This window comes from Pseudomonas fluorescens, from assembly GCF_902497775.2.
GTDB lineage: Bacteria > Pseudomonadota > Gammaproteobacteria > Pseudomonadales > Pseudomonadaceae > Aquipseudomonas > Aquipseudomonas putida_F.
Genome location: NZ_OZ024668.1, coordinates 3,797,701 through 3,822,515, shown reverse-complemented (window position 1 = coordinate 3,822,515; position 24,815 = coordinate 3,797,701). Strand labels below are relative to the sequence as shown.

Sequence of the window (24,815 nt, the reverse complement as noted above, 5' to 3'; positions counted from 1 at the left end):
TTTTTTCGCCGCGCAGGCCCGGCCTTGAGCCTTCGCTGCCTGGCGCAGGGAGAAAAGACGAGGGCGTTACTACCAACGTCGAATGGCCGGCGCAGTCTGGTACAGTTACAACGAGGTCATACAAAAACAACTATTACACCGAGGTAACAAAGATGAGTGCGGCTCCCCTGTATCCCGTTCGTCCCGAGGTTGCGGCCAACACGTTGACCGACGAGGCGACCTACAAGGCCATGTACCAGCAGTCGGTGATCAACCCGGACGGCTTCTGGCGCGAGCAGGCTCAGCGCCTCGACTGGATCAAGCCTTTCACCAAGGTCAAGCAGACCTCCTTCGACGACCACCATGTCGATATCAAATGGTTTGCTGACGGCACTCTGAACGTTTCCTACAACTGCCTGGACCGTCATCTGGCCGAGCGCGGTGATCAAATTGCGATCATCTGGGAAGGCGATGACCCTTCCGAGCACCGCAACATCACCTACCGTGAACTGCACGAGCAAGTGTGCAAGTTCGCCAACGCCTTGCGTGGCCAGGATGTGCACCGTGGTGACGTGGTCACCATCTATATGCCGATGATCCCCGAAGCCGTGGTCGCCATGCTGGCCTGCGCCCGTATCGGTGCGATTCACTCGGTGGTATTCGGCGGCTTCTCGCCCGAGGCATTGGCCGGGCGTATCATCGACTGCAAGTCGAAAATCGTCATCACCGCCGACGAAGGCCTGCGTGGTGGCCGCCGCACAGCGCTCAAAGCCAACGTCGACCTGGCCCTGACTAACCCGGAAACCAGCAGCGTGCAGAAGATCATCGTCTGCAAGCGCACCGGTGGCGACATCGCCTGGCACCAGCACCGCGACATCTGGTACGAAGACCTGATGAAGGTTGCTTCCAGCCACTGCGCGCCGAAGGAAATGGGCGCTGAAGAGGCGCTGTTCATCCTTTATACCTCCGGTTCCACCGGCAAGCCCAAGGGCGTGCTGCACACCACCGGTGGGTACATGGTCTACGCCGCGCTGACCCACGAGAGGGTGTTCGACTACCGTCCGGGCGAAGTCTACTGGTGCACTGCCGACGTTGGCTGGGTCACCGGCCACAGCTATATCGTCTACGGCCCGCTGGCCAACGGCGCGACTACCGTGCTGTTCGAAGGCGTGCCGAACTATCCGGACATTACCCGTGTGTCGAAGATCATCGACAAGCACAAGGTCAACATTCTCTACACCGCGCCTACCGCCATCCGCGCCATGATGGCCGAGGGTCAGGCCGCCGTGGCCGGTGCCGATGGCTCCAGCCTGCGCCTGTTGGGGTCGGTGGGTGAGCCGATCAACCCGGAAGCCTGGAACTGGTACTACCACACCGTCGGCAAGGAGCGTTGCCCAATCGTCGACACCTGGTGGCAGACCGAAACCGGTGGCGTGCTGATCAGCCCGCTGCCAGGGGCTACCGCGCTCAAGCCGGGCTCGGCGACCCGTCCGTTCTTTGGCGTGGTGCCGGCACTGGTGGATAACCTCGGCAACCTGATCGAAGGCGCTGCCGAAGGCAACCTGGTGATCCTCGACTCCTGGCCGGGCCAGTCGCGTTCGCTGTATGGTGATCATGACCGCTTCGTCGACACCTACTTCAAGACCTTTCGTGGCATGTACTTCACCGGTGACGGTGCCCGTCGCGACGAAGATGGCTACTACTGGATCACCGGCCGCGTCGACGACGTGCTCAATGTCTCGGGCCACCGCATGGGCACCGCCGAAATCGAAAGCGCCATGGTCGCCCACCCGAAAGTCGCCGAGGCCGCAGTGGTTGGCGTGCCGCACGACATCAAGGGGCAGGGCATCTATGTCTACGTCACCCTCAATGGCGGCGTCGAGCCCACCGAGCAACTGCGCCTGGAGCTGAAGAACTGGGTGCGCAAGGAGATAGGTCCGATTGCCTCGCCGGATGTCATCCAGTGGGCACCGGGCTTACCGAAAACCCGCTCGGGCAAGATCATGCGCCGCATCCTGCGCAAGATCGCCACGGCCGAGTACGACGGCCTGGGTGATATCTCGACCCTGGCGGATCCGGGTGTGGTGCAGCACCTGATCGACACCCACAAGGACATGAGCAAGGCTTCGGCTTAAAAGCATCGCGGGGCAAGCCCGCTCCTACGCAGCGATCGCGTCCACACAAAGCCCCGCCGGGTTGCTCTGGCGGGGCTTTGTGCATTCTGTTACTTCGACAATCATCGGTAACCCTTCTGTCACCGCTTTCGCACAAAAGCGGGGCATTGCGAAACGTCGCTGTGTGTTTTCAGGGCGTTTCAGCCGTCCATTTTAACCTGCTGAAACGCTACGCTTGCCGGATTAGAAGGCTTTGCCAATAATAGGCCCGCTTATTGCTTCATTGATTGGTTATTTGTCTTTTGCTTTTGCATATTCCGCGAAAGCTGTCAATATCTCCGGCCCCGCGTTCCTGCGCTTCTGTAACTAGTTGTCGCATTGAAGAAATATCGGCTTCGGAGCTGTCGTTAAAATGCCGATCACTCGCTCGTCGCGTCTGCATCAATGCCGACCCTGCGCAGCTCGCGTTGTACCCATTCGCATATCGGGCAGTCTCCTCAACCCTGCCTTGTATTGCCCTTTACCGATGGAGTTCCAGATGAAGAAACTCGCACTGCTTGGCGCCTTGGCGCTGTCCGTGTTTTCCCTGGCAGCGCTGGCTGATGAGAAACCGTTGAAAATCGGGATCGAGGCCGCCTACCCACCGTTTGCATCGAAGGCGCCGGACGGCAGCATCGTCGGCTTTGACTACGACATCGGCAACGCCCTGTGCGAAGAGATGAAGGTCAAGTGCACCTGGGTCGAGCAAGAGTTCGACGGCCTGATCCCGGCACTGAAAGTGCGCAAGATCGACGCCATCCTGTCGTCCATGTCGATCACCGACGATCGCAAGAAGTCCGTGGACTTCACCGGCAAGTACTACCTGACTCCAGCGCGCCTGGTGATGAAGGAAGGCACTGCCGTCAGCGAAGGCCTGACTGAACTGAAGGGCAAGAAGATCGGCGTGCAGCGTGGCTCGATCCACGACCGCTTCGCCAAGGAAGTGCTGGGTGCGCAAGGCGCCACCATCGTTCCTTACGGCACCCAGAATGAAATCTACCTGGACGTCGCCGCTGGCCGCCTGGATGGCACCGTCGCCGATGCTACGCTGTTGGAAGACGGTTTCCTGAAGACTGACGCCGGTAAAGGCTTCGCCTTCGTTGGCCCATCGTTCACCGACGCCAAATACTTCGGTGACGGCATCGGCATTGCCGTGCGCAAAGGCGACAAGGCCAACCTGGATCGCATTAACGCTGCCATCGCGGCCATCCGTGCCAACGGCAAGTACAAGCAGATTCAGGACAAGTACTTCAACTTCGACATCTACGGCCCTGAAGCCAAGTAAATCGTCGACGTTTCACCTGTTCAATGGTGCAAGCAGCAGAGGCTCTGAGGTTTGCACCATTTTTTCATCCCTAAGGTCGAGGACCTCATCATGTTGAAAGGCTACGGGGCAGTCATCCTCGACGGAGCGTGGCTGACGCTACAGCTCGCCTTGTCGTCCATGGCCCTGGCCATCGTGCTCGGTCTGATCGGTGTGGCGCTGCGTTTGTCGCCAGTGCGCTGGCTGGCCTGGCTCGGCGATCTGTATTCCACCGTGATCCGCGGGATTCCCGATCTGGTACTGATCCTGCTGATTTTCTACGGCGGCCAGGATCTGCTCAATCGCGTCGCGCCGCTGCTCGGCTTTGACGACTACATCGACCTCAATCCGCTGATGGCGGGTATCGGCACCCTGGGCTTCATCTTTGGTGCCTACCTGTCGGAAACCTTCCGCGGCGCGTTCATGGCCATTCCCAAGGGGCAGGCCGAAGCCGGCATGGCCTATGGCATGAGCAATCTGCAGATTTTCTTCCGGGTGCTGGTGCCGCAGATGATTCGCCTGGCGATTCCTGGCTTCACCAACAACTGGCTGGTCCTGACCAAGGCAACCGCACTGATTTCGGTGGTCGGCCTGCAGGACATGATGTTCAAGGCCAAGCAGGCGGCCGATGCCACCCGCGAGCCCTTCACCTTCTTCCTGGCGGTAGCGGCGCTGTACCTGGTGATTACCAGTGTTTCGCTGCTGGCCCTGCGTTACCTCGAGAAGCGCTACTCGGTTGGCGTAAAGGCGGCTGATCTATGATTTTCGACTACAACGTCATCTGGGAAGCGCTGCCGCTGTACCTGAACGGCCTGCTGACTACCCTCAAGCTGCTGGCGCTGTCGCTGCTGTTCGGTTTACTGGCGGCGATCCCGCTAGGGCTGATGCGGGTGTCCAAGCAGCCGCTGGTGAACATGAGCGCCTGGCTCTACACCTACGTGATCCGCGGCACGCCGATGCTGGTGCAGCTGTTTTTGATCTACTACGGCCTGGCCCAGTTCGAAGCGGTGCGCGAGAGCTTCCTCTGGCCGTGGCTGTCCAGTGCGACTTTCTGTGCCTGCCTGGCCTTTGCCATCAACACCAGTGCCTACACCGCCGAAATCATCGCCGGCAGCCTCAAGGCCACACCGCACGGTGAGATCGAGGCGGCCAAGGCCATGGGCATGTCGCGGGTCAAGATGTACCGCCGCATCCTCTTGCCATCGGCTTTGCGCCGGGCGCTGCCGCAATACAGCAACGAAGTGATCATGATGCTGCAGACCACCAGCCTGGCGTCGATCGTGACCCTGATCGACATCACCGGTGCGGCGCGCACGGTCAACGCCCAGTACTACCTGCCGTTCGAGGCCTATATCACGGCCGGCGTGTTCTACCTGTGCCTGACCTTCATTCTGGTGCGCCTGTTCAAGCTGGCTGAGCGCCGCTGGCTCGGCTACCTGGCGCCGCGCAAGCACTGAGGCCTGCGCCCACTTTTTCGCCCTGAGCGTTAGCTCAAGACTGACTGCTTTGTGAGAATCGACAGCATGTACAAACTCGAAGTCCAAGATCTGCATAAACGCTACGGCAGTCACGAAGTGCTCAAGGGCGTGTCCCTGGCGGCCAAGGCAGGCGACGTGATCAGCATCATCGGCTCCAGCGGTTCGGGCAAAAGTACGTTCCTGCGCTGCATCAACCTGCTCGAACAGCCGCATGCGGGCAAGATCCTGCTTAACAACGAAGAGCTCAAGCTTGTGGCCAACAAGGACGGCGCGCTCAAGGCTGCCGATCCCAAGCAGCTGCAGCGCATGCGTTCGCGCCTGTCGATGGTGTTCCAGCACTTCAATCTGTGGTCGCACATGACCGCGCTGGAAAACATCATCGAAGCGCCGGTGCATGTACTGGGCATGTCGAAAAAAGACGCCCTGGAAAAAGCCGAGCACTACTTGGCCAAAGTCGGTGTTTCCCACCGCAAGGACGCCTATCCTGGGCATATGTCCGGTGGTGAGCAGCAGCGCGTGGCGATTGCCCGGGCGCTGGCCATGGAGCCGGAAGTGATGCTGTTCGACGAGCCGACTTCGGCGCTCGACCCCGAGCTGGTCGGTGACGTGCTCAAGGTCATGCAGTCGCTGGCCCAGGAAGGCCGGACCATGGTCGTGGTCACCCACGAAATGGGCTTTGCCCGCGAGGTGTCGAACCAGCTGGTGTTCCTGCACAAGGGCCTGGTGGAAGAGAGCGGCAACCCGCGCGAAGTGCTGGTCAACCCGCAGTCGGAGCGTCTGCAGCAGTTCCTCTCGGGCAGCTTGAAGTAAGACTGCCGCTTTGCACCAAAATGGGTCATGCTGCGTAGCAAGCGCAGCCTGACCGGGCTCTAACTTCTTGACCTCTCTCAGGTTTCGGATCGCACCCCATGACCAACCAGCGAATCGGTTTTCTCATCTGGCCCAGCACCAAAGCCCTGACCCTGGCGCTGGCCGAAGAGGTATTGCGGGTTGCCCAGAAGGTTCATCCGGAAGTGGTCTACGAATTGTCGTTCCTGCAGGCCGAAGCGCCGGGTGAAGGTGCCTGGCGCCTGCCGGGCGAGCCGTGGGCCGGCAAGCTTGAGGGCTGCCAGAAACTGTTTTTGCTGGCTGACGAGCCGCCGCAGGCAGTGGCTTCGAGCCTGGCCAGCGCACTCAAGCAACTGGTGCGTGCCGGTTGTGTGGTTGGCGGGCTGTCGGCGGGGGTTTATCCGTTGGCGCAGTTGGGCCTGCTCGATGGCTATCGGGCCGCAGTGCACTGGCGTTGGCAGGATGATTTCGCCGAGCGTTTCCCCAAAGTCATCGCCACCAGCCACCTGTTCGACTGGGATCGCGACCGCCTGACGGCGTGCGGCGGCATGTCGGTGATCGACCTGCTGCTGGCGGTACTGGCCCGTGATCACGGTGCCGAGCTGGCGGGCGCGGTGTCTGAGGAGCTGGTGGTCGAGCGGATTCGCGAAGGCGGCGAGCGCCAGCGCATTCCGCTGCAGAACCGTCTGGGCTCCAGCCATCCGAAGCTGACCCAGGCCGTGCTGCTGATGGAAGCCAACATCGAAGAGCCACTGACCACCGACGAGATCGCCCAGCATGTCTGTGTCTCGCGCCGTCAGCTGGAGCGGATCTTCAAACAGTACCTCAATCGCGTGCCGAGCCAGTATTACCTGGAACTGCGCCTGAACAAGGCACGGCAGATGCTGATGCAGACCAGCAAGTCGATCATCCAGATCGGCCTGTCCTGCGGCTTCTCCTCGGGGCCGCATTTCTCCAGTGCCTACCGCAACTTCTTTGGCGCAACACCGCGCGAAGATCGCAATCAGCGACGCAGCAGCAGCCCGTTCGAGCTGTCGTCGGTGCCCGCCGAGCGCGGCTGATTTTTGATCGCGGGGCCAGCCGTACAGAATCTCCCGCGCATGCCCCGCAGCGTTTAAACTGCGCCTTTGCGACCCTATTTGTCGCATTGCCGTAAGCCTTGGTAAAACAGGGTTTGGCGCTATAAGAAGTTGTCGCTTGGCGACAAGGTCAGGCGCCGATCTGTCCTTACAATCCCCTCATCGCTCGCCAGTTCCAGGCAGGCGTTCCTCTTCAGGAGACTCCGATGTCCGCTCCGCACGCTCCGGTACAACGCGCTGATTTCGACCAGGTGATGGTCCCCAACTATGCACCAGCGGCTTTCATTCCCGTCCGTGGAGCGGGCTCCCGCGTCTGGGATCAGTCGGGCCGCGAGCTGATCGACTTCGCCGGCGGCATCGCCGTTAACGTCCTTGGCCACGCCCACCCGGCGTTGGTTGGCGCCCTGACCGAGCAGGCCAACAAACTGTGGCACGTGTCCAACGTGTTCACCAATGAGCCGGCCCTGCGCCTGGCGCACAAGCTGGTCGACGCGACCTTCGCTGACCGCGCGTTCTTCTGCAACTCCGGTGCCGAAGCCAACGAGGCCGCATTCAAGCTGGCCCGTCGTGTTGCCCACGACCGTTTCGGCCCAGAGAAGCACGAGATCATCGCCACCGTTAACAGCTTCCACGGTCGCACCCTGTTCACCGTCAGCGTCGGCGGCCAGCCGAAGTACTCGGACGGTTTCGGGCCGAAAATCACCGGCATCAGCCACGTGCCGTACAACGATCTGGAAGCGCTCAAAGCACAAATCTCCGACAAGACCTGCGCCGTGGTCATCGAGCCGATCCAGGGCGAGAGCGGTGTGGTCCCGGCCGACGTTGCCTATCTGCAAGGCGCCCGCGAGCTGTGCGACAAGCACAACGCCCTGCTGATCTTCGACGAAGTACAGACCGGCGTTGGCCGTACCGGCTCGTTGTTTGCCTACCAGCACTACGGCGTGACCCCGGACATCCTCTCCAGCGCCAAGAGCCTGGGCGGCGGTTTCCCGATCGGCGCCATGCTGACCACCGAAGAGCTGGCCAAGCACCTGACCGTCGGCACCCACGGCACCACTTACGGTGGCAACCCGCTGGCCTGTGCTGTAGCCAACGCGGTGCTGGATATCGTCAACACCCCTGAGGTGCTGGCGGGCGTCAAGGCCAAGCACGAGCGCTTCAAGAAGCGCCTGGAGCAGATCGGCGAGAAGTACGGCCTGTTCACCCAGGTGCGTGGCGTCGGTCTGCTGATCGGTTGCGTGCTCTCCGAGGCCTGGAAAGGCAAGGCCAAGGACGTCTTCAACGCCGCCGAGAAAGAAAACCTGATGGTCCTGCAAGCTGGCCCTGACGTCGTGCGTTTCGCTCCGAGCCTGGTGGTCGAAGATGCCGATATCGACGAAGGCCTGGACCGCTTCGAGCGTGCTGCGGCAACCCTGACTCAGGCCTGATTACGCCTGCAGTCCTGTCATCGGCCCTGCGGGGGCCGGTGATACCGAATTCCAGAGCAGGTGCCTGCGGGCGCCTGCTGTTTTTCTCTGAGCCGGCGGATGTCGGCCTGTATACCCGAAAGGAGTGACACCATGCTGGTGATGCGCCCCGCGCAAATAGCTGATCTGGGCGAAGTACAGCGTCTTGCCGCAGACAGCCCCATTGGTGTCACGTCCTTGCCGGATGATGCCGGTCGGCTGAGCGACAAGATTGCCGCTTCGGAAACCTCCTTCGCTGCCGAAGTCAGCTTCAACGGTGAAGAGAGCTATTTCTTCGTCCTTGAAGACAGCAGCACCGGCAAGCTGGTCGGCTGTTCGGCCATCGTCGCCTCGGCCGGTTACTCCGAGCCGTTCTACAGCTTTCGTAACGAGACCTTCGTGCATGCGTCTCGCGAGCTGAAGATCCACAACAAGATTCACGTCCTCTCGCAGTGCCACGACCTGACCGGCAACAGCCTGCTGACCAGCTTCTATGTGCTGCCGGAACTGGTCGGTACCGCCTGGGCCGAGCTCAACTCCCGTGGCCGCCTGCTGTTCATGGCTGCCCACCCGGAGCGTTTTGCCGAGTCGGTGGTGACCGAAATCGTCGGCTACAGCGACGAACATGGTGAATCGCCATTCTGGGATGCGATCGGCCGCAACTTCTTCGACCTCAACTACGCCGCGGCCGAGCGTCTGTGCGGGCTCAAGAGCCGGACCTTCCTGGCCGAGCTGATGCCCCATTACCCGATCTACGTGCCTCTGCTGCCGGATGCCGCGCAGGAGGCCATGGGCCAGGTGCACCCACGGGCGCAGATCACCTTCGACATCCTGATGCGCGAAGGCTTCGAGACCGATCACTACATCGACATTTTCGACGGTGGCCCGACCCTGCATGCGCGGGTTTCCGGTATCCGTTCGATTGCCCAGAGCCGGGTGATGCCGGTCAAGCTGGACAATGCCGCCAGCAAGGGCGGGCGCCCGTACCTGGTCAGCAACGGCCAGTTGCAGGATTACCGCGCGGTGCTGCTGGAGCTCGACTGGGCCCCCGGCAAGCCGGTCAGCCTGAGTCTTGAAGCCGCCGAAGCCCTGGGCGTCGGTGAAGGCGCCAGCGTGCGCCTGGTCGCGGTTTGATTCCTGCGGTTCGATAACCGAGCACCCAGGTCGAGTTTTGCGGCAGGCCACAGGCCGCCGCCCGAGGAGATAGCATGATCGTTCGTCCCGTACGCAGCAGCGATTTACCCGCGCTGATCGAGCTGGCGCGCAGCACCGGCACCGGCCTGACTACCTTGCCGGCCAACGAAGAGCGCCTGGCGCACCGGGTCGGCTGGGCCGAGAAGACCTTCCGTGGCGAAGCCGAGCGCGGCGATGCCGATTACCTGTTCGTGCTGGAAAACGACGAAGGCGTGGTGGTGGGGATCTCCGCCATCGCCGGCGCGGTCGGCCTGCGTGAGCCCTGGTACAACTACCGGGTCGGCCTGACCGTCAGCGCGTCCCAGGAACTGAACATCTATCGGGAAATCCCCACCCTGTTCCTGGCCAACGATCTCACTGGCAACTCCGAGCTGTGCTCGCTGTTCCTGCGCGGCGACCACCGCAGTGGCCTCAATGGCCGCCTGCTGGCCAAGGCGCGGTTGTTGTTCATCGCCGAGTTCCCGGAGCTGTTCGGCAACAAGATCATTGCCGAGATGCGCGGCATGTCCGACGAGCAGGGCCGTTCGCCGTTCTGGGAAAGCCTGGGCCGGCACTTCTTCAAGATGGAGTTCAGCCAGGCCGATTATCTGACCGGCGTCGGCAACAAGGCGTTCATCGCCGAGCTGATGCCCAAGTTCCCGCTGTACACCTGCTTCCTCTCGGAAGCGGCGCGCAACATCATCGGCCGCGTGCACACCGACACGGAGCCAGCGCTGGCGATGCTCAAGAGCGAAGGTTTCAGTTACCAGGGTTATGTCGACATTTTCGACGCCGGGCCTGCGGTGGAGTGCGAGACCGCCAAGATTCGCGCGGTGCACGATAGCCAGGCGCTGGTGCTTGCGGTCGGCACCCCGGGCGACGACGCGACCCCGTTCATCATCCATAACCGCAAGCGCGAAGACTGCCGCATCACCGCCGCACCTGCGCGCCTTGCTGCCGGCACCCTGGTGGTCGATCCACAGACCGCCAAACGCCTGCGCCTGAGCGCCGGTGACCAGGTGCGTGCCGTACCACTGTCTGCTGCCCGGGAGGCCAAATAATGACGACTCACTTTATCGCTGGCAATTGGCAGGCAGGGCAGGGCGAAGCGCTGCAATCACTCGATCCGGTCAGCCAGCAGGTAGTCTGGCAAGGACAGGGCGCCAACGCCGAGCAGGTCGACAGCGCGGTCAAGGCCGCGCGCCAGGCCTTTGCCGGTTGGGCGCTGCAGTCGCTGGAAGCGCGCATCAGCGTGCTCGAAGCCTTTGCCGCCGCGCTCAAGGCCAATGCCGACGAACTGGCGCGCTGCATCGGTGAAGAAACCGGCAAGCCACTGTGGGAAGCCACTACCGAAGTGACCAGCATGGTCAACAAGGTGGCCATCTCGGTACAGAGCTACCGCGAGCGCACCGGTGAAAAGAGCGGCCCGCTGGCCGATGCCACCGCCGTGCTACGGCACAAACCCCACGGCGTGGTTGCGGTGTTCGGCCCGTACAACTTCCCCGGTCACCTGCCCAACGGGCATATCGTTCCGGCGCTGCTGGCCGGTAACACCGTGGTGTTCAAGCCCAGCGAGCTGACCCCGAAAGTCGCCGAGCTGACGGTCAAGTGCTGGATCGAGGCCGGCCTGCCGGCAGGCGTGCTCAACCTGGTCCAGGGCGCCCGCGAAACCGGCGTGGCCCTGGCTGCCAACCCGGGCATCGATGGCTTGTTCTTCACCGGCTCCAGCCGCACTGGCAACCTGCTGCACCAGCAGTTCGCCGGGCGCCCGGACAAGATCCTGGCCCTGGAAATGGGCGGCAACAACCCGCTGGTGGTCGATGAGGTCAAAGACCTGGACGCTGCGGTGTACACCATCATCCAGTCGGCGTTCATTTCCGCCGGCCAGCGCTGCACCTGCGCGCGCCGCCTGCTGGTGCCGCAAGGTGCCTGGGGCGATGCGCTGCTCAAGCGCCTGGTCGAGGTGAGCAAGAACATTTCGGTGGGGGCGTTCGATCATCAGCCGGCACCGTTCATGGGTTCGGTCATTTCCCTGGGCGCGGCCAAGGCTTTGCTCGATGCCCAGGCGCAATTGCTGGGCAACGGTGGCGTGTCGCTGCTGCAAATGACCCAGCCGCAAGCCACGGCCGCCTTGCTGACGCCGGGCATCATCGATGTCACCGCAGTCGCTGAGCGCCCTGATGAAGAATTCTTCGGCCCGCTGCTGCAGGTGATCCGCTACCGCGATTTCGATGCGGCCATCGCCGAGGCCAACAACACCCAGTACGGGCTGGCAGCCGGGCTGTTGTCCGATTCCCATGCGCGCTACCAGTATTTCTGGCTGCAAAGCCGCGCCGGCATCGTCAACTGGAACAAGCAGTTGACCGGCGCCGCCAGCAGCGCGCCGTTCGGTGGTGTGGGTGCCAGCGGCAACCACCGCGCCAGTGCCTACTACGCGGCCGATTACTGCGCTTATCCGGTAGCCTCGCTGGAGACCGCCAGCCTGACCCTGCCTGCCACACTGACGCCCGGCGTCTCCCTATAACAAAAGGTCCACGGAGCCTTGCCGATGAAATCGTTTGAAGTGAATTTTGATGGTCTGGTCGGACCGACGCACAACTATGGCGGGCTGTCGTACGGCAACGTTGCTTCGCAAAGCAACAGCCAGCAGGCGTCCAACCCGCGGGAGGCGGCGCGTCAGGGCCTGGCGAAGATGAAGGCGTTGATGGAGATGGGCTTCCAGCAGGGCGTACTGGCTCCGCAGGAGCGTCCTGATGTGCTTGCGCTGCGCCGCCTGGGCTTTGCCGGTACTGACGCGCAAGTGATCGAACGAGCCGCCAAAGAGGCGATGCCGCTGCTGGTTGCCAGCTGCTCGGCATCAAGCATGTGGGTGGCCAACGCCGCCACCGTCAGCCCCAGTGCCGACACCGCCGACGGCCGCGTGCACTTCACTGCCGCCAACCTCAACTGCAAGTACCACCGCAGCATCGAGCACCCGACCACCAGTCGCGTGCTCGGCGCCATGTTCGCCAACCAGCAGCACTTTGCCCACCATGCGGCCCTGCCGGCGGTGGCGCAGTTCGGTGATGAAGGTGCGGCCAACCATACGCGTTTCTGCCGTAGCTACGGCGAGGCCGGCGTCGAGTTCTTCGTCTATGGCCGCAGTGCCTTCGACGCCCGCTACCCGGCGCCGCAGAAATACCCGGCGCGCCAGACCCTGGAGGCTTCGCAAGCCGTCGCACGGCTGCATGGCCTGAGCGAGGAGGGCGTGGTCTTTGCCCAGCAGAACCCGGCGGTAATCGACCAGGGGGTGTTCCACAACGATGTGATCGCTGTGGGTAACGGCGAAGTGCTGTTCTACCACGAAGACGCCTTCCTCGAGACCGAGGCGATGCTTGGCCAACTGCAAGCTAAACTGGCTAAACGAGGCGGTAGCTTCAAGGCGATTTGCGTACCGCGCTCGGCTGTCACGGTTGAGGACGCGGTGCGTTCCTACCTGTTCAACAGCCAGTTGCTGTCTCGCGCCGATGGTTCGATGCTGCTGATCGTGCCGGAAGAGTGCCGCAACAACGAGCGGGTCTGGGCCTATCTGTCGTCCCTGACCAGCTCTGGCGGGCCGGTCAGCGAGGTCAAGGTTTTCGACCTCAAGCAGAGCATGCAGAACGGCGGCGGGCCGGCGTGCCTGCGCTTGCGCGTGGCATTGAATGAAACGGAGCTGGCGGCGGTCAATCCAGGCGTTATCATGACCGCACCGCTGTACGACACCCTGACCCAATGGGTCGACAAACACTACCGCGATCGCCTGAGCGAAACCGACCTGGCCGATCCGCAGCTGTTGCTGGAATGTCGTGCGGCACTGGATGAACTGACCCAGATCCTCAAACTGGGTTCGGTCTATCCGTTCCAACTCCAACCTTGAGAGAGAATTCGACTATGTCCGACGCCCTGCAGCTGATCCTTGAAGATGACGATGGCACCCAGCTGGAAACCTCCTGCACCCGCTTTGCGGTGGTCTGGCAAGGCAAGGAGGTATGGATTCAGCAGGATGGCCGTGGTCAGCTGCTGATCGGCGTCGACGTCGAAGAAGACGACACCGAGTACGCCAACCTGCTGCTGCGCCCGCTGGCCACCAACCTGGTGAGCCTGCAACTGGAAATGGAACCGGCCGATGCCGGCGACGATGATGATCACGTCCATGGTCCCGATTGCGGCCACCATCACTAAGGAATAGCCCATGCTCGCCCTCGGCAAACTGCTTGAACTGACCCTGGCCGGTCGCGAACCGGCAGAGAAGACCCAGCTGACTGTCGACGGCGTACGCATGCGCTGGCTCGGTGAGGGCGCTCTTGAAGTGCGCCCGCCCGAGGGTCGTGACAATGGCCTGGACCTGCTGCTGTCGGCAGGTATCCATGGCAACGAAACCGCGCCGATCGAATTGCTCGACCGGCTGCTGCACGACATTGCCCGCGGCGACCTGAAGCCGCGTGCACGTATTCTGTTCCTGTTCGGTAACCCCGAGGCTATCCGTCGCGGCGAGCGTTACCTTGAGCAGGACGTCAACCGCTTGTTCAATGGCCGCCACGATCAGTCCAGCGGTTCTGAAGCCTTGCGTGCCTGTGAGCTGGAGCGCCTGGCGGCGACCTTCTTCAGTCTCCCTGAGCGCGCCCGCCTGCATTACGACCTGCACACCGCCATTCGGGGTTCGAAGATCGAGCAGTTCGCGCTCTATCCGTACAAGGAAGGCCGCCAGCATTCGCGTCGGGAGTTGGCCCGCTTGCGCGCGGCGGGCATGGAAGCGGTGCTGCTGCAGAGTCAGGTCTCGATTACCTTCACCGCTTACACCTATGAACAGCTGGGGGCTGAAGCCTTTACCCTGGAGCTGGGCAAGGCGCGGCCGTTCGGGCAGAACGGCCAGGTCAACGTCGAGCGCCTGGAAGCCCGCCTCAAGCAGATCATCGACGGCACCGAGCCTGAGGAGCCCGAGCTGTTGGATGGTTTGCAGTTGTTCAACGTGGCGCGCGAGATCATCAAGCACAGCGAGCAGTTTAAGCTGCACCTGCCGGCGGATATCGAAAACTTCTCGGAGCTGGAGCCCGGCTATCTGCTCGCCGAGGATATCGCCAACACCCGCTGGATTGTCGAGGAGCAGGGCGCGCGCATCATCTTTCCCAACCCGAAGGTCAAGAATGGCCTTCGGGCGGGGATTCTGATCGTGCCCGCGAGTGACGAGCAACTGGTCTGAGGCGGATTACGCAGGCACAGAAGGGCTGATGATGGAATCGAAGATGCGATACAGCAACTTGAACAGTTCGGTGTCACTGTCGACACCGTCGTAAGGGTTGTACAGCAGCGCTATTTCGCTCTCGCGTGCGTAGGGCGCCGGGAACACGCTAGCGCCTATTACGCCGCCCGCTTTGACGGACTGCTCCATGATCAGCACATTGACAACCCTGCCGGCCAGAGCGTTCTTGCTGTCATCCAGTAGCGCCTTGAGTTCACGGTGCCCATCCAGCAATGCCAGTTGATTGAGAATCCGGAACTGGAACTGTGGCGTGCCGTAGATGCGCAGATACTCGTCTTCGGTCTGGATCAGGGTCTTGGAACTGCTGGCGCCGCTATCAATGCGCAGTGGCCAGTTGAAGCCCTCTGCGAGGCCAAGCGGCAGGTCGCTTTTGAGTACCTGAAGCGTCAGCCGCTGCGAGGCAGTGGAAGGGCTAATCAGATAATCCTGATTATCGACGCGCACGTTGAGCTGGCTACCTGCCTGGCTCAGGGCAATATCCGAGGAGCGTGACCAGATCACGATTTCATCACTTTCGCCGGCATCTTCCCAATCGAGTTTCGCCGTCTGGACCCAGCGCTCTACCATGACGCGGGCATCTTTGTGCAGTGTGAAGCGCTGGCGTTCTACCCTGAAGTCTTGGGTTGCTTCGTCCAGTTCTTCGATGATGACGGAAGGTGTATTAACTTTTCCGTCGATTTTGATAGGGGTAGCATTACTTTCGTTGCTCATGATGTAGATCTCGTTTTCAGGTGAGATCTCAGCCTACGGCGCATGACGAAACCACAGGCGATACATATGTATGGGCAGGAGCGGCGTCGCGACGCCGCTACCGCCCCACGCGTTACCCCACTCGTTTCTGTGGTGATTCATTGCGGCGCAGGGCACGCAGCTTCTGCAGGGTGTCGGCACAGGTCTTGGCCGCTTCGGCGCCTTTCACCAGGAAGTGCTCGAAATAGAAGTTCTGGTGCTCGTCGCCAGCATGGAAATGGTGTGGGGTCAGCACCACCGAGAACACCGGCACCTCGGTTTCCAGCTGCACCTGCATCAGGCCGCTGATCACCGACTGGGCGACGAATTCATGGCGGTACAGGCCGCCATCGACCACCAGGCCGGCGGCGACGATGCCAGCGTAGCGACCGCCGCGGGCCAGCAGCTTGGCGTGCAGGGGGATCTCGAAAGCGCCGCCGACTTCGAAGAAATCGATATCGCTCGCCTGATAGCCTTGTTTACCCATTTCCTCGACGAATGCCTTGCGCGCCTGGTCGACAATATCTTTGTGCCAGCAGGCCTGGATGAAGGCGATGCGCTCGTGGGTAGGGTTCTTGCTATCGATTGCGGTAGGTTGCATTGAAACGGACTCCTGTTTGTATGAGAAACAGGGCGCTGGATCGAAGGGGATTTCGCCATGCAAGTGCACAACGACAGGCGCGGATGCACCTATCCCGTTCTCTCTTTATCCGGACTATGACCGTCGGCCCCGGGATCACACCGGGTCTGCTGACCTTGCAGGCTGGCCTGCAAGCGCTCGCGGGCTATGCGCATTGCGCGCAATTACCGCCGGTGGGGAATTGCACCCCGCCCTGAGAACGTTGCCGTCGATCACCGACGGCGGGGAATTATTAGCACAGTTGTCGGGTGAACGTATAGGCTGCTAACGGTTTTTTCCGGATGAAGGACATTTCATCCGGGAAACCTTGCCAATTGTTTTGTACGGCCCCAGTAATACTGTGTGATCAGATCAAAACAGGCCCTGAGAGGTCGGGCAGGGTGGCAGCGAGCGGTTTTTCGCTGTCGTTGTCGTTGCAGGCCGTCCAATTGACGGTTTCTATAGCATAAACACACTGCACCCAAGCCTAAGGCCCGATATAATGCGGCCCTTTGCCGTCGTTTCGTCAATTTGACGCAAGCATTTGCCTTAAGGCCGCCGTTTCCGTGGAAGAACCTATGAAAAGCGCAGAAATCCGTGAAGCCTTCCTTCGCTTCTTCGAAGAGCAGGGACACACCCGAGTTGCCTCCAGCTCCTTGATTCCGGGCAACGACCCGACCCTGCTGTTCACCAACGCGGGGATGAACCAGTTCAAGGACTGCTTCCTTGGCCAGGAAAAGCGCGCCTACACCCGCGCAACCAGCAGCCAGAAGTGCGTGCGCGCCGGTGGCAAGAACAGCGACCTGGAAAACGTCGGCTATACCGCCCGTCACCACACCTTCTTCGAAATGCTGGGTAACTTCAGCTTTGGTGACTACTTCAAGAAAGACGCCATCACCTACGCCTGGACCTTCCTGACCAAGGTGCTGGGCCTGCCGGAAGAAAAACTCTGGGTCACCGTCTATGCCAGCGACGACGAGGCGTACGACATCTGGACCAAAGAGATTGGCGTACCGGCCGAGCGCATGGTGCGCATCGGCGACAACAAGGGCGCGCCATACGCCTCCGACAACTTCTGGACCATGGGCGATACCGGCCCGTGCGGCCCATGCACCGAGATCTTCTATGATCACGGCGCCGACATCTGGGGCGGCCCACCCGGCTCGCCGGAAGAAGACGGCGACCGTTACATCGAGATCTGGAACAACGTCTTCATGCAGTTCAACCGCACCGCCGATGGCGTGCTGCACCCGTTGCCAGCACCGTCGGTGGATACCGGCATGGGCCTGGAACGCATCAGTGCGGTCATGCAGCATGTGCACTCGAACTACGAGATCGACCTGTTCCGCAATCTGCTCAGCGCCGCCGCCGCGGCCATCGGCTGCAAGAACGAAGAGCAGTCGTCGCTCAAGGTGGTTTCCGACCATATCCGTTCCTGTGGCTTCCTGATTGCCGACGGCGTGCTGCCGTCCAACGAAGGCCGCGGCTACGTGCTGCGCCGCATCATCCGTCGCGCCTGCCGCCATGGTAACAAGCTGGGTGCCACCGGCAGCTTCTTCTACAAGATCGTCGCCGCCCTGGTGGCCGAGATGGGCGAAGCCTTCCCCGAGCTCAAGCAGCAGCAGGCCAACATCGAGCGCGTGCTCAAGGCTGAAGAAGAGCAGTTCGCCAAGACCCTGGAGCAGGGCCTGAAGATCCTCGAGCAGGACCTGGCCGAGCTCAAGGGCACCGTAGTGCCGGGTGACGTGGTGTTCAAGCTGTACGACACCTACGGCTTCCCGATGGACCTGACCGCCGACATCGCCCGCGAACGCGAGCTGACCATCGACGAAGCAGGCTTCGAGCGTGAAATGGAAGCCCAGCGTGAGCGTGCCCGCTCCGCCAGCGCCTTCGGCCTGGACTACAACACCCTGGTCAAGGTCGACGTGGCGACCGAGTTCACCGGCTACAACGCCACTGAAGGCAGCGCCAACATCGTTGCTCTTTATAAGGACGGCAAGGTCGTCGAGCAACTGGGCGAAGGCGAGGAGGGCGTGGTCATCCTCGACCGTACGCCGTTCTACGCCGAGTCCGGCGGCCAGGTGGGTGACACCGGCTACCTGCAGGCAGGCAACGTGCGTTTTGACGTGCGCGACACCACCAAGACCGGCGGCGCCTTCCTGCACCACGGTGTGGTTGCCAGCGGCACCCTGACCGTCGGCGCCCAGGTGCAGACCCGCGTCGATGCCGACGTTCAGCACGCCACCTCGCTGAACCACTCCGCCACCCACCTGCTGCACGCTGCGCTGCGCCAGGTGCTGGGCGATCACGTACAACAGAAGGGCTCGCTGGTCGATAGCCAGCGCCTGCGCTTCGACTTCAGTCACTTCGAGGCGGTCAAGCCGGAGCAACTCAAGGCCCTGGAAGACATCGTCAACCGCGAAGTGCGCAAGAACTCCGAGGTGAAAACCGAAGAGACCGATATCGAAACCGCCAAGCAGAAGGGCGCGATGGCGCTGTTCGGCGAGAAATACGGCGACAGCGTACGGGTGCTGAGCATGGGCGGCGATTTCTCCGTCGAACTGTGCGGTGGTATCCACGCCAAGCGTACCGGCGATATCGGCCTGCTCAAGATCATCAGCGAAGGTGGCGTGGCCTCCGGCGTACGCCGGATCGAAGCGGTCACCGGCGCTGCCGCACTGGCTTACCTGAACGCCGCCGAAGAGCAGCTCAAGGAAGCCGCGCAACTGGTCAAGGGCAGCCGCGAAAACCTGATCGACAAGCTCTCGGCAGTGCTTGAGCGCAACCGCCAGCTGGAAAAACAGCTGGAGCAACTGCAGGCCAAGGCCGCCAGTGCAGCTGGCGACGACCTGTCCAACGCAGCCGTCGAGGTCAAGGGCGTCAAAGTCCTGGCCGCGCGTCTGGATGGCCAGGATGGCAAGGCGCTGCTGGCGCTGGTCGATCAGCTGAAGAACAAACTCGGTCGCGCAGTGATCCTGCTCGGCAGTGTCCATGAGGAAAAGGTCGTGCTGGTTGCCGGTGTGACCAAAGACCTGACTGGCCAACTCAAAGCCGGTGATTTGATGAAACAAGCCGCTGCGGCGGTGGGTGGCAAGGGCGGTGGTCGTCCGGACATGGCGCAAGGTGGTGGCGTGGACACCGCTGCGCTGGACAGCGCACTGGCCTTGACCGTGCCCTTCGTTGAGCAGGGCGTTTAAGGCGTACATCGGCCCGCCGTCCAGTGGCGGGCCATGGCGTTGATTGAATGTTTATTGGGTGCCCTTCATGGGCTGAGGCGGCTTTGAAATGGCGTTGATCGTACAGAAATTTGGCGGTACCTCGGTCGGCACAGTCGAGCGAATCGAGCAGGTTGCCGACAAGGTCAAGAAGTTCCGCGAAGCCGGCGATGACCTGGTGGTGGTTTTGTCAGCAATGAGCGGCGAAACCAATCGCCTGATCGAGCTGGCCAAGAAGATCAGCGATCAGCCGGTTCCACGTGAACTGGATGTGATCGTCTCCACCGGCGAGCAGGTGACTATCGCCTTGCTGGCCATGGCGCTGATCAAGCGTGGTATTCCGGCGGTGTCCTACACCGGTAACCAGGTGCGGATCCTCACTGACAGCGCGCACAACAAGGCGCGCATCCTGCAGATCGACGACCAGAAGATTCGCGGCGACCTCAAGGCTGGCCGCGTGGTTGTGGTTGCAGGTTTCCAGGGTGTCGACGAGCACGGCAACATCACCACCCTCGGTCGTGGTGGCTCCGACACCACCGGCGTGGCCCTGGCGGCAGCGCTCAAGGCTGACGAGTGCCAGATCTACACCGATGTCGATGGTGTCTACACCACTGACCCCCGCGTGGTGGCCCAGGCCCAGCGCCTGGACAAGATCACCTTCGAAGAGATGCTGGAAATGGCCAGCCTCGGTTCCAAGGTGCTGCAGATCCGCGCCGTCGAGTTCGCCGGCAAGTACAACGTCCCGCTGCGCGTGCTGCACAGCTTCCAGGAGGGTCCGGGTACCCTCATTACCATTGATGAAGAGGAATCCATGGAACAGCCGATCATTTCCGGCATCGCCTTCAATCGCGATGAAGCCAAGCTGACCATCCGTGGCGTACCGGATACCCCGGGCGTTGCTTTCAAGATCCTCGGCCCTATCAGTGCCGCGAACATCGAAGTCGACATGATCGTGCAGAACGTTTCGCACGATAACACCACCGACTTCACCTTCACCGTGCACCGCAACGACTATGACAAGGCCCACAAGGTCCTGGACAAGACCGCCGCCGAGCTCAACGCTCGCGAAGTGGTAGGTGACACCAACATCGCCAAGGTCTCGATCGTCGGCGTCGGCATGCGTTCCCATGCCGGTGTCGCCAGCCGCATGTTCGAAGCGCTAGCCAAGGAGGGCATCAACATCCAGATGATCTCCACCTCCGAGATCAAGGTCTCGGTGGTTATAGAAGAGAAGTACCTGGAACTGGCGGTGCGCGCCCTGCACACCGCCTTCGAGCTGGACGCCCCGGCCCGACAGGGCGAGTAAGGCGGCTGCCTCAGGGGCGCGGCATGGCCGCGCCCTTCGTTTTTCTGGCTGGCGTGAGAAATCTGTGGTTTTGCTCGCGCTAGTCAATACTTAGGCGTAGGTCGGCAGCCGTCACGGGTTGTAGGCTGAAGCCCTTTTTTTTGCAGACTGTTATCCCTGAACTGAATTGCGTGAGGAGAAAGCTATGTTGATTCTGACTCGTCGGTGCGCCGAGAGCCTGATCATTGGCGACGGCGAAATCACCGTGACCGTGCTAGGCGTCAAAGGAAACCAGGTGCGGATAGGGGTAAACGCCCCTAAAGAAGTGGCCGTCCACCGTGAGGAAATCTACCTGCGGATCAAGAAAGAGAAGGACGAAGAACCAACCCATTAATTTTTATCGAGTTTTTTTCAAAAAAGAGTTTGCAAACGGGGAAGGGTCTGGTTATTATACGCCCCGTGTTGCGGAGAGGTGGCCGAGTGGCCGAAGGCGCTCCCCTGCTAAGGGAGTATACCTCACAAGGGTATCGGGGGTTCGAATCCCCCCTTCTCCGCCATTATTCATGTAGGACGCTGTAATCTGCCTGAATCGCCTAAGTCGTTGAAATTAAACGAAAAAGTGGTTGGCAAAATGATTTAGCGGCCTATAATGCGCGGTAACAAATGCACTCATAGCTCAGCTGGATAGAGTACTCGGCTACGAACCGAGCGGTCGGAGGTTCGAATCCTCCTGAGTGCACCATACGACGAAGCAGTTTTCAACTTGAATGCTGCTTCAGCTGCAACCAGAGGTGATCTGGTCCATCAAGCGCCAATCCTGCACTCATAGCTCAGCTGGATAGAGTACTCGGCTACGAACCGAGCGGTCGGAGGTTCGAATCCTCCTGAGTGCACCATACATCAAAGCAGTTTTCAGTTTGAAAGTTGCTTTAGCTGTAACCAGAGGTGATCTGGTCTAACAAGCGCCAACCTGCACTCATAGCTCAGCTGGATAGAGTACTCGGCTACGAACCGAGCGGTCGGAGGTTCGAATCCTCCTGAGTGCACCATACAACAGAAAGCCCGCCTATCAAGGCGGGCTTTTTGCTTTCCGGCATTCATCTTCCGGTAAGGCGTGATGAATAAACTGTCATCGCTGCCGTGTCTGCCCCGCGCAATTTTTTGCCGACCCCGATGTGTTTTTTTTCGCGCTGCCGCCGTCGCACTGTTGCCTGCATACGTTGTCACAAGTATGTCTCGCAAACGATTGTTCTAGCCGCGATTTTTTCAGCACCCAGACAGCTCAAGCGGTGTATGATTGCGCCCGTCAGCCCCGCCGGGGCTTGTGGAATACCACCATGGACTTACCCAGTAGTTACTCAATAGCAAGTTTTGCCAATCAAGAATTGACTGATTGATCTCCCGGCGTGCTCCGCTGCTGGGAGTGGAGTTCGCCTATGACTGAAATCGAAGTAAAAAAGACGCAAGAAAGCCTGCAGGATCGCCTGGCCCAGGTGGTCGAACTGCTGCAGCGTCAACGCGTGGTCGAAGACCTGACCCACCGTCAGGAAGGTCATCACCATGACCTGGTAGAAAACCTCGTTCACCGCCAGAACCTGGTCGAGCTGCAACGCAAGCTCGACGACCTGCACTCCGCCGACGTTGCCTACATCCTCGAAGCCCTGCCGCTGGACGATCGTCTGACGGTCTGGCAACTGGTCAAGGCCGAGCGCGACGGTGACATCCTCCTCGAAGTGTCCGACTCGGTCCGTGAGACCCTGATCGCCGACATGGACGATCACGAGCTGCTCGCCGCCGCCAAGGAAATGGACGCCGACGAACTGGCCGACCTGGCGCCTGAGCTGCCGCGCGATGTTGTCCACGAGCTGATGGAAAGCCTCGATGCCCAGCAGCGCGAACGCGTACGTTCGGCCCTGAGCTACGATGAGGACCAGGTCGGTGCATTGATGGACTTCGAGATGGTCACCATCCGCGAAGACGTCAGCCTCGAAGTGGTCCTGCGCTACCTGCGCCGGCTCAAGGAGTTGCCCGGTCATACCGACAAACTCTTCGTGGTCGACTACGACGGCATCCTCAAGGGCGTGCTGCCGATCAAGCGCTTGCTGGTCAACGACCCGGAGAAGAAAGTCGCCGAGGTCATGGCCAGCGATCCGGTGAGCTTCCATCCGGATGAAGACGCCTACGATGCCGCCCAGGCATTCGAGCGTTACGACCTGATTTCCGCGCCGGTAGTCGACAAGAGCGATCGCCTGATCGGCCGTCTGACTATCGATGAAATGGTCGACCTGATCCGCGAAGAGAGCGAAAGCGAAGTGCTGAGCATGGCCGGTCTGCGCGAAGAAGAAGACATCTTCGCCTCGGTCTGGCGCTCGCTGCGCAACCGCTGGGCGTGGCTGGCGATCAACCTGATCACCGCCTTTGTCGCCTCGCGGGTGATCGGCCTGTTCGAAGGCTCGATTGAAAAACTGGTGGCACTGGCGGCGCTGATGCCGATCGTTGCCGGTATCGGTGGCAACTCCGGTAACCAGACCATCACCATGATCGTACGTGCCATGGCCCTGGACCAGGTCAGCCCCGGCAACACCTCGCGGTTGATGCGCAAGGAGCTGGCGGTGTCGTTGATCAACGGCCTGATTTGGGGTGGGGTGATTGGTGTGGTCGCCTACCTGCTGTATGACAGCTGGTCGCTCGGCGTGGTCATGACCGGCGCCATGACCCTCAACCTGTTGCTGGCGGCGCTGATGGGGGTGTTGATCCCGATGACCCTGGTGCGCCTGGGCCGCGATCCGGCGATGGGCTCCAGCGTGATGATCACGGCGGTAACCGACAGTGGAGGCTTCTTCATCTTCCTCGGCCTTGCCACCATCTTCCTGCTCTGATTGGCCATCGGCAAAAAAACACCCCTCGAGAGGGGTGTTTTTTTGCCTGGTGTTTATTGCTCGGTGAGGTGCTCGATAAAGGTCGAGCCGCTATAGCCCTCGCGAAACAGCCCGGCCTTCACTAACCGTGGCATCACCTGCTCAAGGAACAGATGTACCGATTCCACCGAGCCACCGGGCGCGGCGATGAAACCATCGATCGCCCCGGCCGCAGTCCACTCGACAATACTCTCGACAGCATCGTCCACCGTACCGATCACCTGCCAGTGCGCTGCAGAGATCACCTCCGGGCGCAGTAACAACTCACTGACCCGTAGCGATTCACGCTCGATCAGACGTCGCAACAGATTGGTGTGGGTGCGGCTATTAGGGGTGGCTACTGGCGGTGGCAAGTCTTCGCGGGTTACTGGCCGGTCTTCTGGCCAGTCATTTAGATCGAGCCCGGTCATCTCCTTGATCGAGGCAAACTTGCGCGGCTTGTCGATGCGCGCGTGGGTTTGCATGAACAGCGCGCGGGCCTGCTCGCGGGTGTCGGCCAGGTACAGGCTCAAACCGGGCAGCAGGCGAATGTCGGCAGGTCTGCGGCCGTGTTTTTCCGCGCGACGGGAAAGATCACGGCGCAGCTCGAGCGCCGCTTCGATATCCGGGGTCGGTGCGAACACCAGGTCGGCCACCGAGGCGGCGAAGTCACGGCCCGAGTCCGAGGCACCAGCTTGCACCAACGGGATTCGCGTATGGGCGTACTCCGGCAGGTTGAGCGGGCCCTTGACCTTCAAGTGAGCGCCGTCGTGGTCGATGGGGCGAACCTGTGAGGCGTCGGCGTAGCGGCCGGTACCGCGATCCAGTTTCAACGCATCGCTGGGGAAGCTTTGCCACAACTGATGGACTACCCGAGTGAACTCCGCAGCCCGCTGGTAACGCTCATCGGCACTGGGCATCGCACTCAGGCCGAAATTTTCATGGCCTTGCAGGGCAGTGACGATGTTCCAGCCAACCCGGCCCTTGCTGATCCAGTTCAATGACTGCAACTGCCGGGCGACCACATAGGGTGGCAAGAAGGTAGTCGATACGGTCGAGACCAGGCCGATCTTCGTTGTGTGCTGGGCGACCGCCGCGAGCAGGATACTCGGGTCGAGGCTGGCGAATCCCGAGCCGCTTTCGAGCATCTCCGGTACCAGCGCGTGGACGTCGGGTCGAAAGACAAAGTCCAGGTGCGCAGCTTCGGCGCGCTTGGCCAGATCGATCGCAAACTCGGCGGTGAAGATGCCTTCTATGTTGCTGTTGTCGCGTCGCCAGCCATCGCCGCTCAACCAGGTCGGCGCCAGTGACAGGCCAATGTGCAGGCGCTTGGGGGTACTCATCCTTGCGA

20 protein-coding genes, 4 tRNA genes and 1 riboswitch are annotated in these 24,815 nt (G+C 61.2%); of the genes, 21 read left to right on the top strand and 3 right to left on the bottom strand.

All coding sequences use genetic code 11. The features are described from left to right. Window positions 1-152: 152 nt before the first annotated feature. The 13 genes from acs to astE all read left to right on the top strand — a co-directional run bounded on the left by acs (window position 153) and on the right by astE (window position 14,659). Complete coding sequence (gene acs, locus F8N82_RS17520) at window positions 153-2,114, top strand: acetate--CoA ligase (protein ID WP_038996456.1); 1,962 nt, start codon at window positions 153-155, stop codon at window positions 2,112-2,114. A gap of 517 nt (window positions 2,115-2,631) precedes the next feature. Beyond that, window positions 2,632-3,417, top strand: a complete 786-nt coding sequence (locus F8N82_RS17515) for an ABC transporter substrate-binding protein (protein ID WP_036994260.1) — start codon at window positions 2,632-2,634, stop codon at window positions 3,415-3,417. Window positions 3,418-3,507: 90 nt separating this feature from the next. After that, window positions 3,508-4,197, top strand: coding sequence for an ABC transporter permease (locus F8N82_RS17510; RefSeq protein ID WP_010226646.1), 690 nt, complete (start codon window positions 3,508-3,510; stop codon window positions 4,195-4,197). Further along, on the top strand, window positions 4,194-4,892 hold the full coding sequence (locus F8N82_RS17505) for an ABC transporter permease (RefSeq protein WP_038996454.1): 699 nt from the start codon (window positions 4,194-4,196) through the stop codon (window positions 4,890-4,892). The genes F8N82_RS17510 and F8N82_RS17505 overlap by 4 nt, the downstream gene beginning before the upstream one ends. A 66-nt stretch (window positions 4,893-4,958) precedes the next feature. After that, window positions 4,959-5,723, top strand: coding sequence for an ABC transporter ATP-binding protein (locus F8N82_RS17500; RefSeq protein ID WP_038996453.1), 765 nt, complete (start codon window positions 4,959-4,961; stop codon window positions 5,721-5,723). 98 nt (window positions 5,724-5,821) lie between these two features. Beyond that, window positions 5,822-6,802, top strand: a complete 981-nt coding sequence (argR, locus tag F8N82_RS17495) for a transcriptional regulator ArgR (RefSeq protein WP_038996451.1) — start codon at window positions 5,822-5,824, stop codon at window positions 6,800-6,802. A 224-nt stretch (window positions 6,803-7,026) separates the two neighbouring features. Beyond that, on the top strand, window positions 7,027-8,247 hold the full coding sequence (locus F8N82_RS17490) for an aspartate aminotransferase family protein (protein WP_038996449.1): 1,221 nt from the start codon (window positions 7,027-7,029) through the stop codon (window positions 8,245-8,247). A 132-nt stretch (window positions 8,248-8,379) separates the two neighbouring features. After that, a complete protein-coding gene (gene aruF / locus F8N82_RS17485) occupies window positions 8,380-9,399 on the top strand; it encodes an arginine/ornithine succinyltransferase subunit alpha (RefSeq protein ID WP_038996448.1) in 1,020 nt (339 codons plus the stop codon). A 74-nt stretch (window positions 9,400-9,473) separates the two neighbouring features. After that, window positions 9,474-10,499, top strand: a complete 1,026-nt coding sequence (gene astA, locus F8N82_RS17480) for an arginine N-succinyltransferase (RefSeq protein WP_038996447.1) — start codon at window positions 9,474-9,476, stop codon at window positions 10,497-10,499. Beyond that, on the top strand, window positions 10,496-11,962 hold the full coding sequence (astD, locus tag F8N82_RS17475) for a succinylglutamate-semialdehyde dehydrogenase (protein ID WP_191626736.1): 1,467 nt from the start codon (window positions 10,496-10,498) through the stop codon (window positions 11,960-11,962). Before astA ends, astD begins: the two co-directional genes overlap by 4 nt. A gap of 24 nt (window positions 11,963-11,986) precedes the next feature. Beyond that, entirely contained in the window at window positions 11,987-13,336 is a 1,350-nt protein-coding gene (gene astB, locus F8N82_RS17470; protein ID WP_038996446.1) for an N-succinylarginine dihydrolase, read from the top strand. 14 nt (window positions 13,337-13,350) lie between these two features. Continuing rightward, complete coding sequence (locus F8N82_RS17465; RefSeq protein WP_010226660.1) at window positions 13,351-13,641, top strand: topoisomerase II; 291 nt, start codon at window positions 13,351-13,353, stop codon at window positions 13,639-13,641. A gap of 10 nt (window positions 13,642-13,651) precedes the next feature. Beyond that, window positions 13,652-14,659: a succinylglutamate desuccinylase gene (astE, locus tag F8N82_RS17460; RefSeq protein ID WP_038996444.1), complete on the top strand. Its 1,008-nt coding sequence runs from the start codon at window positions 13,652-13,654 to the stop codon at window positions 14,657-14,659. Between the two features lie 6 nt (window positions 14,660-14,665). On the opposite strand, the gene F8N82_RS17455 is transcribed toward astE, so the two are convergent. After that, window positions 14,666-15,430: a hypothetical protein gene (locus tag F8N82_RS17455; protein ID WP_038996443.1), complete on the bottom strand. Its 765-nt coding sequence runs from the start codon at window positions 15,428-15,430 to the stop codon at window positions 14,666-14,668. A 112-nt stretch (window positions 15,431-15,542) separates the two neighbouring features. Then, complete coding sequence (locus tag F8N82_RS17450) at window positions 15,543-16,049, bottom strand: 6,7-dimethyl-8-ribityllumazine synthase (RefSeq protein WP_038996442.1); 507 nt, start codon at window positions 16,047-16,049, stop codon at window positions 15,543-15,545. A 92-nt stretch (window positions 16,050-16,141) separates the two neighbouring features. Further along, a riboswitch (FMN riboswitch) is annotated at window positions 16,142-16,293 on the bottom strand. A 352-nt stretch (window positions 16,294-16,645) separates the two neighbouring features. Between F8N82_RS17450 and alaS the strand changes: the two genes are divergently transcribed. The 8 genes from alaS to mgtE all read left to right on the top strand — a co-directional run bounded on the left by alaS (window position 16,646) and on the right by mgtE (window position 23,446). Then, window positions 16,646-19,264, top strand: a complete 2,619-nt coding sequence (alaS, locus tag F8N82_RS17445) for an alanine--tRNA ligase (RefSeq protein ID WP_038996441.1) — start codon at window positions 16,646-16,648, stop codon at window positions 19,262-19,264. An 88-nt stretch (window positions 19,265-19,352) separates the two neighbouring features. After that, a complete protein-coding gene (locus tag F8N82_RS17440; protein ID WP_038996440.1) occupies window positions 19,353-20,588 on the top strand; it encodes an aspartate kinase in 1,236 nt (411 codons plus the stop codon). Window positions 20,589-20,772: 184 nt separating this feature from the next. After that, entirely contained in the window at window positions 20,773-20,961 is a 189-nt protein-coding gene (gene csrA, locus F8N82_RS17435; RefSeq protein ID WP_010226667.1) for a carbon storage regulator CsrA, read from the top strand. A gap of 72 nt (window positions 20,962-21,033) precedes the next feature. Next, window positions 21,034-21,124 (top strand) — tRNA-Ser (locus tag F8N82_RS17430). A gap of 108 nt (window positions 21,125-21,232) precedes the next feature. Further along, window positions 21,233-21,309, top strand: a tRNA-Arg gene (locus F8N82_RS17425). 77 nt (window positions 21,310-21,386) lie between these two features. Further along, window positions 21,387-21,463 (top strand) — tRNA-Arg (locus F8N82_RS17420). Between the two features lie 76 nt (window positions 21,464-21,539). Further along, a tRNA-Arg gene (locus F8N82_RS17415) sits at window positions 21,540-21,616 on the top strand. Window positions 21,617-22,003: 387 nt separating this feature from the next. After that, entirely contained in the window at window positions 22,004-23,446 is a 1,443-nt protein-coding gene (gene mgtE / locus F8N82_RS17410; RefSeq protein ID WP_038996439.1) for a magnesium transporter, read from the top strand. A gap of 53 nt (window positions 23,447-23,499) precedes the next feature. On the opposite strand, the gene F8N82_RS17405 is transcribed toward mgtE, so the two are convergent. Continuing rightward, complete coding sequence (locus F8N82_RS17405; protein WP_038996438.1) at window positions 23,500-24,807, bottom strand: NtaA/DmoA family FMN-dependent monooxygenase; 1,308 nt, start codon at window positions 24,805-24,807, stop codon at window positions 23,500-23,502. Window positions 24,808-24,815: the final 8 nt, after the last annotated feature.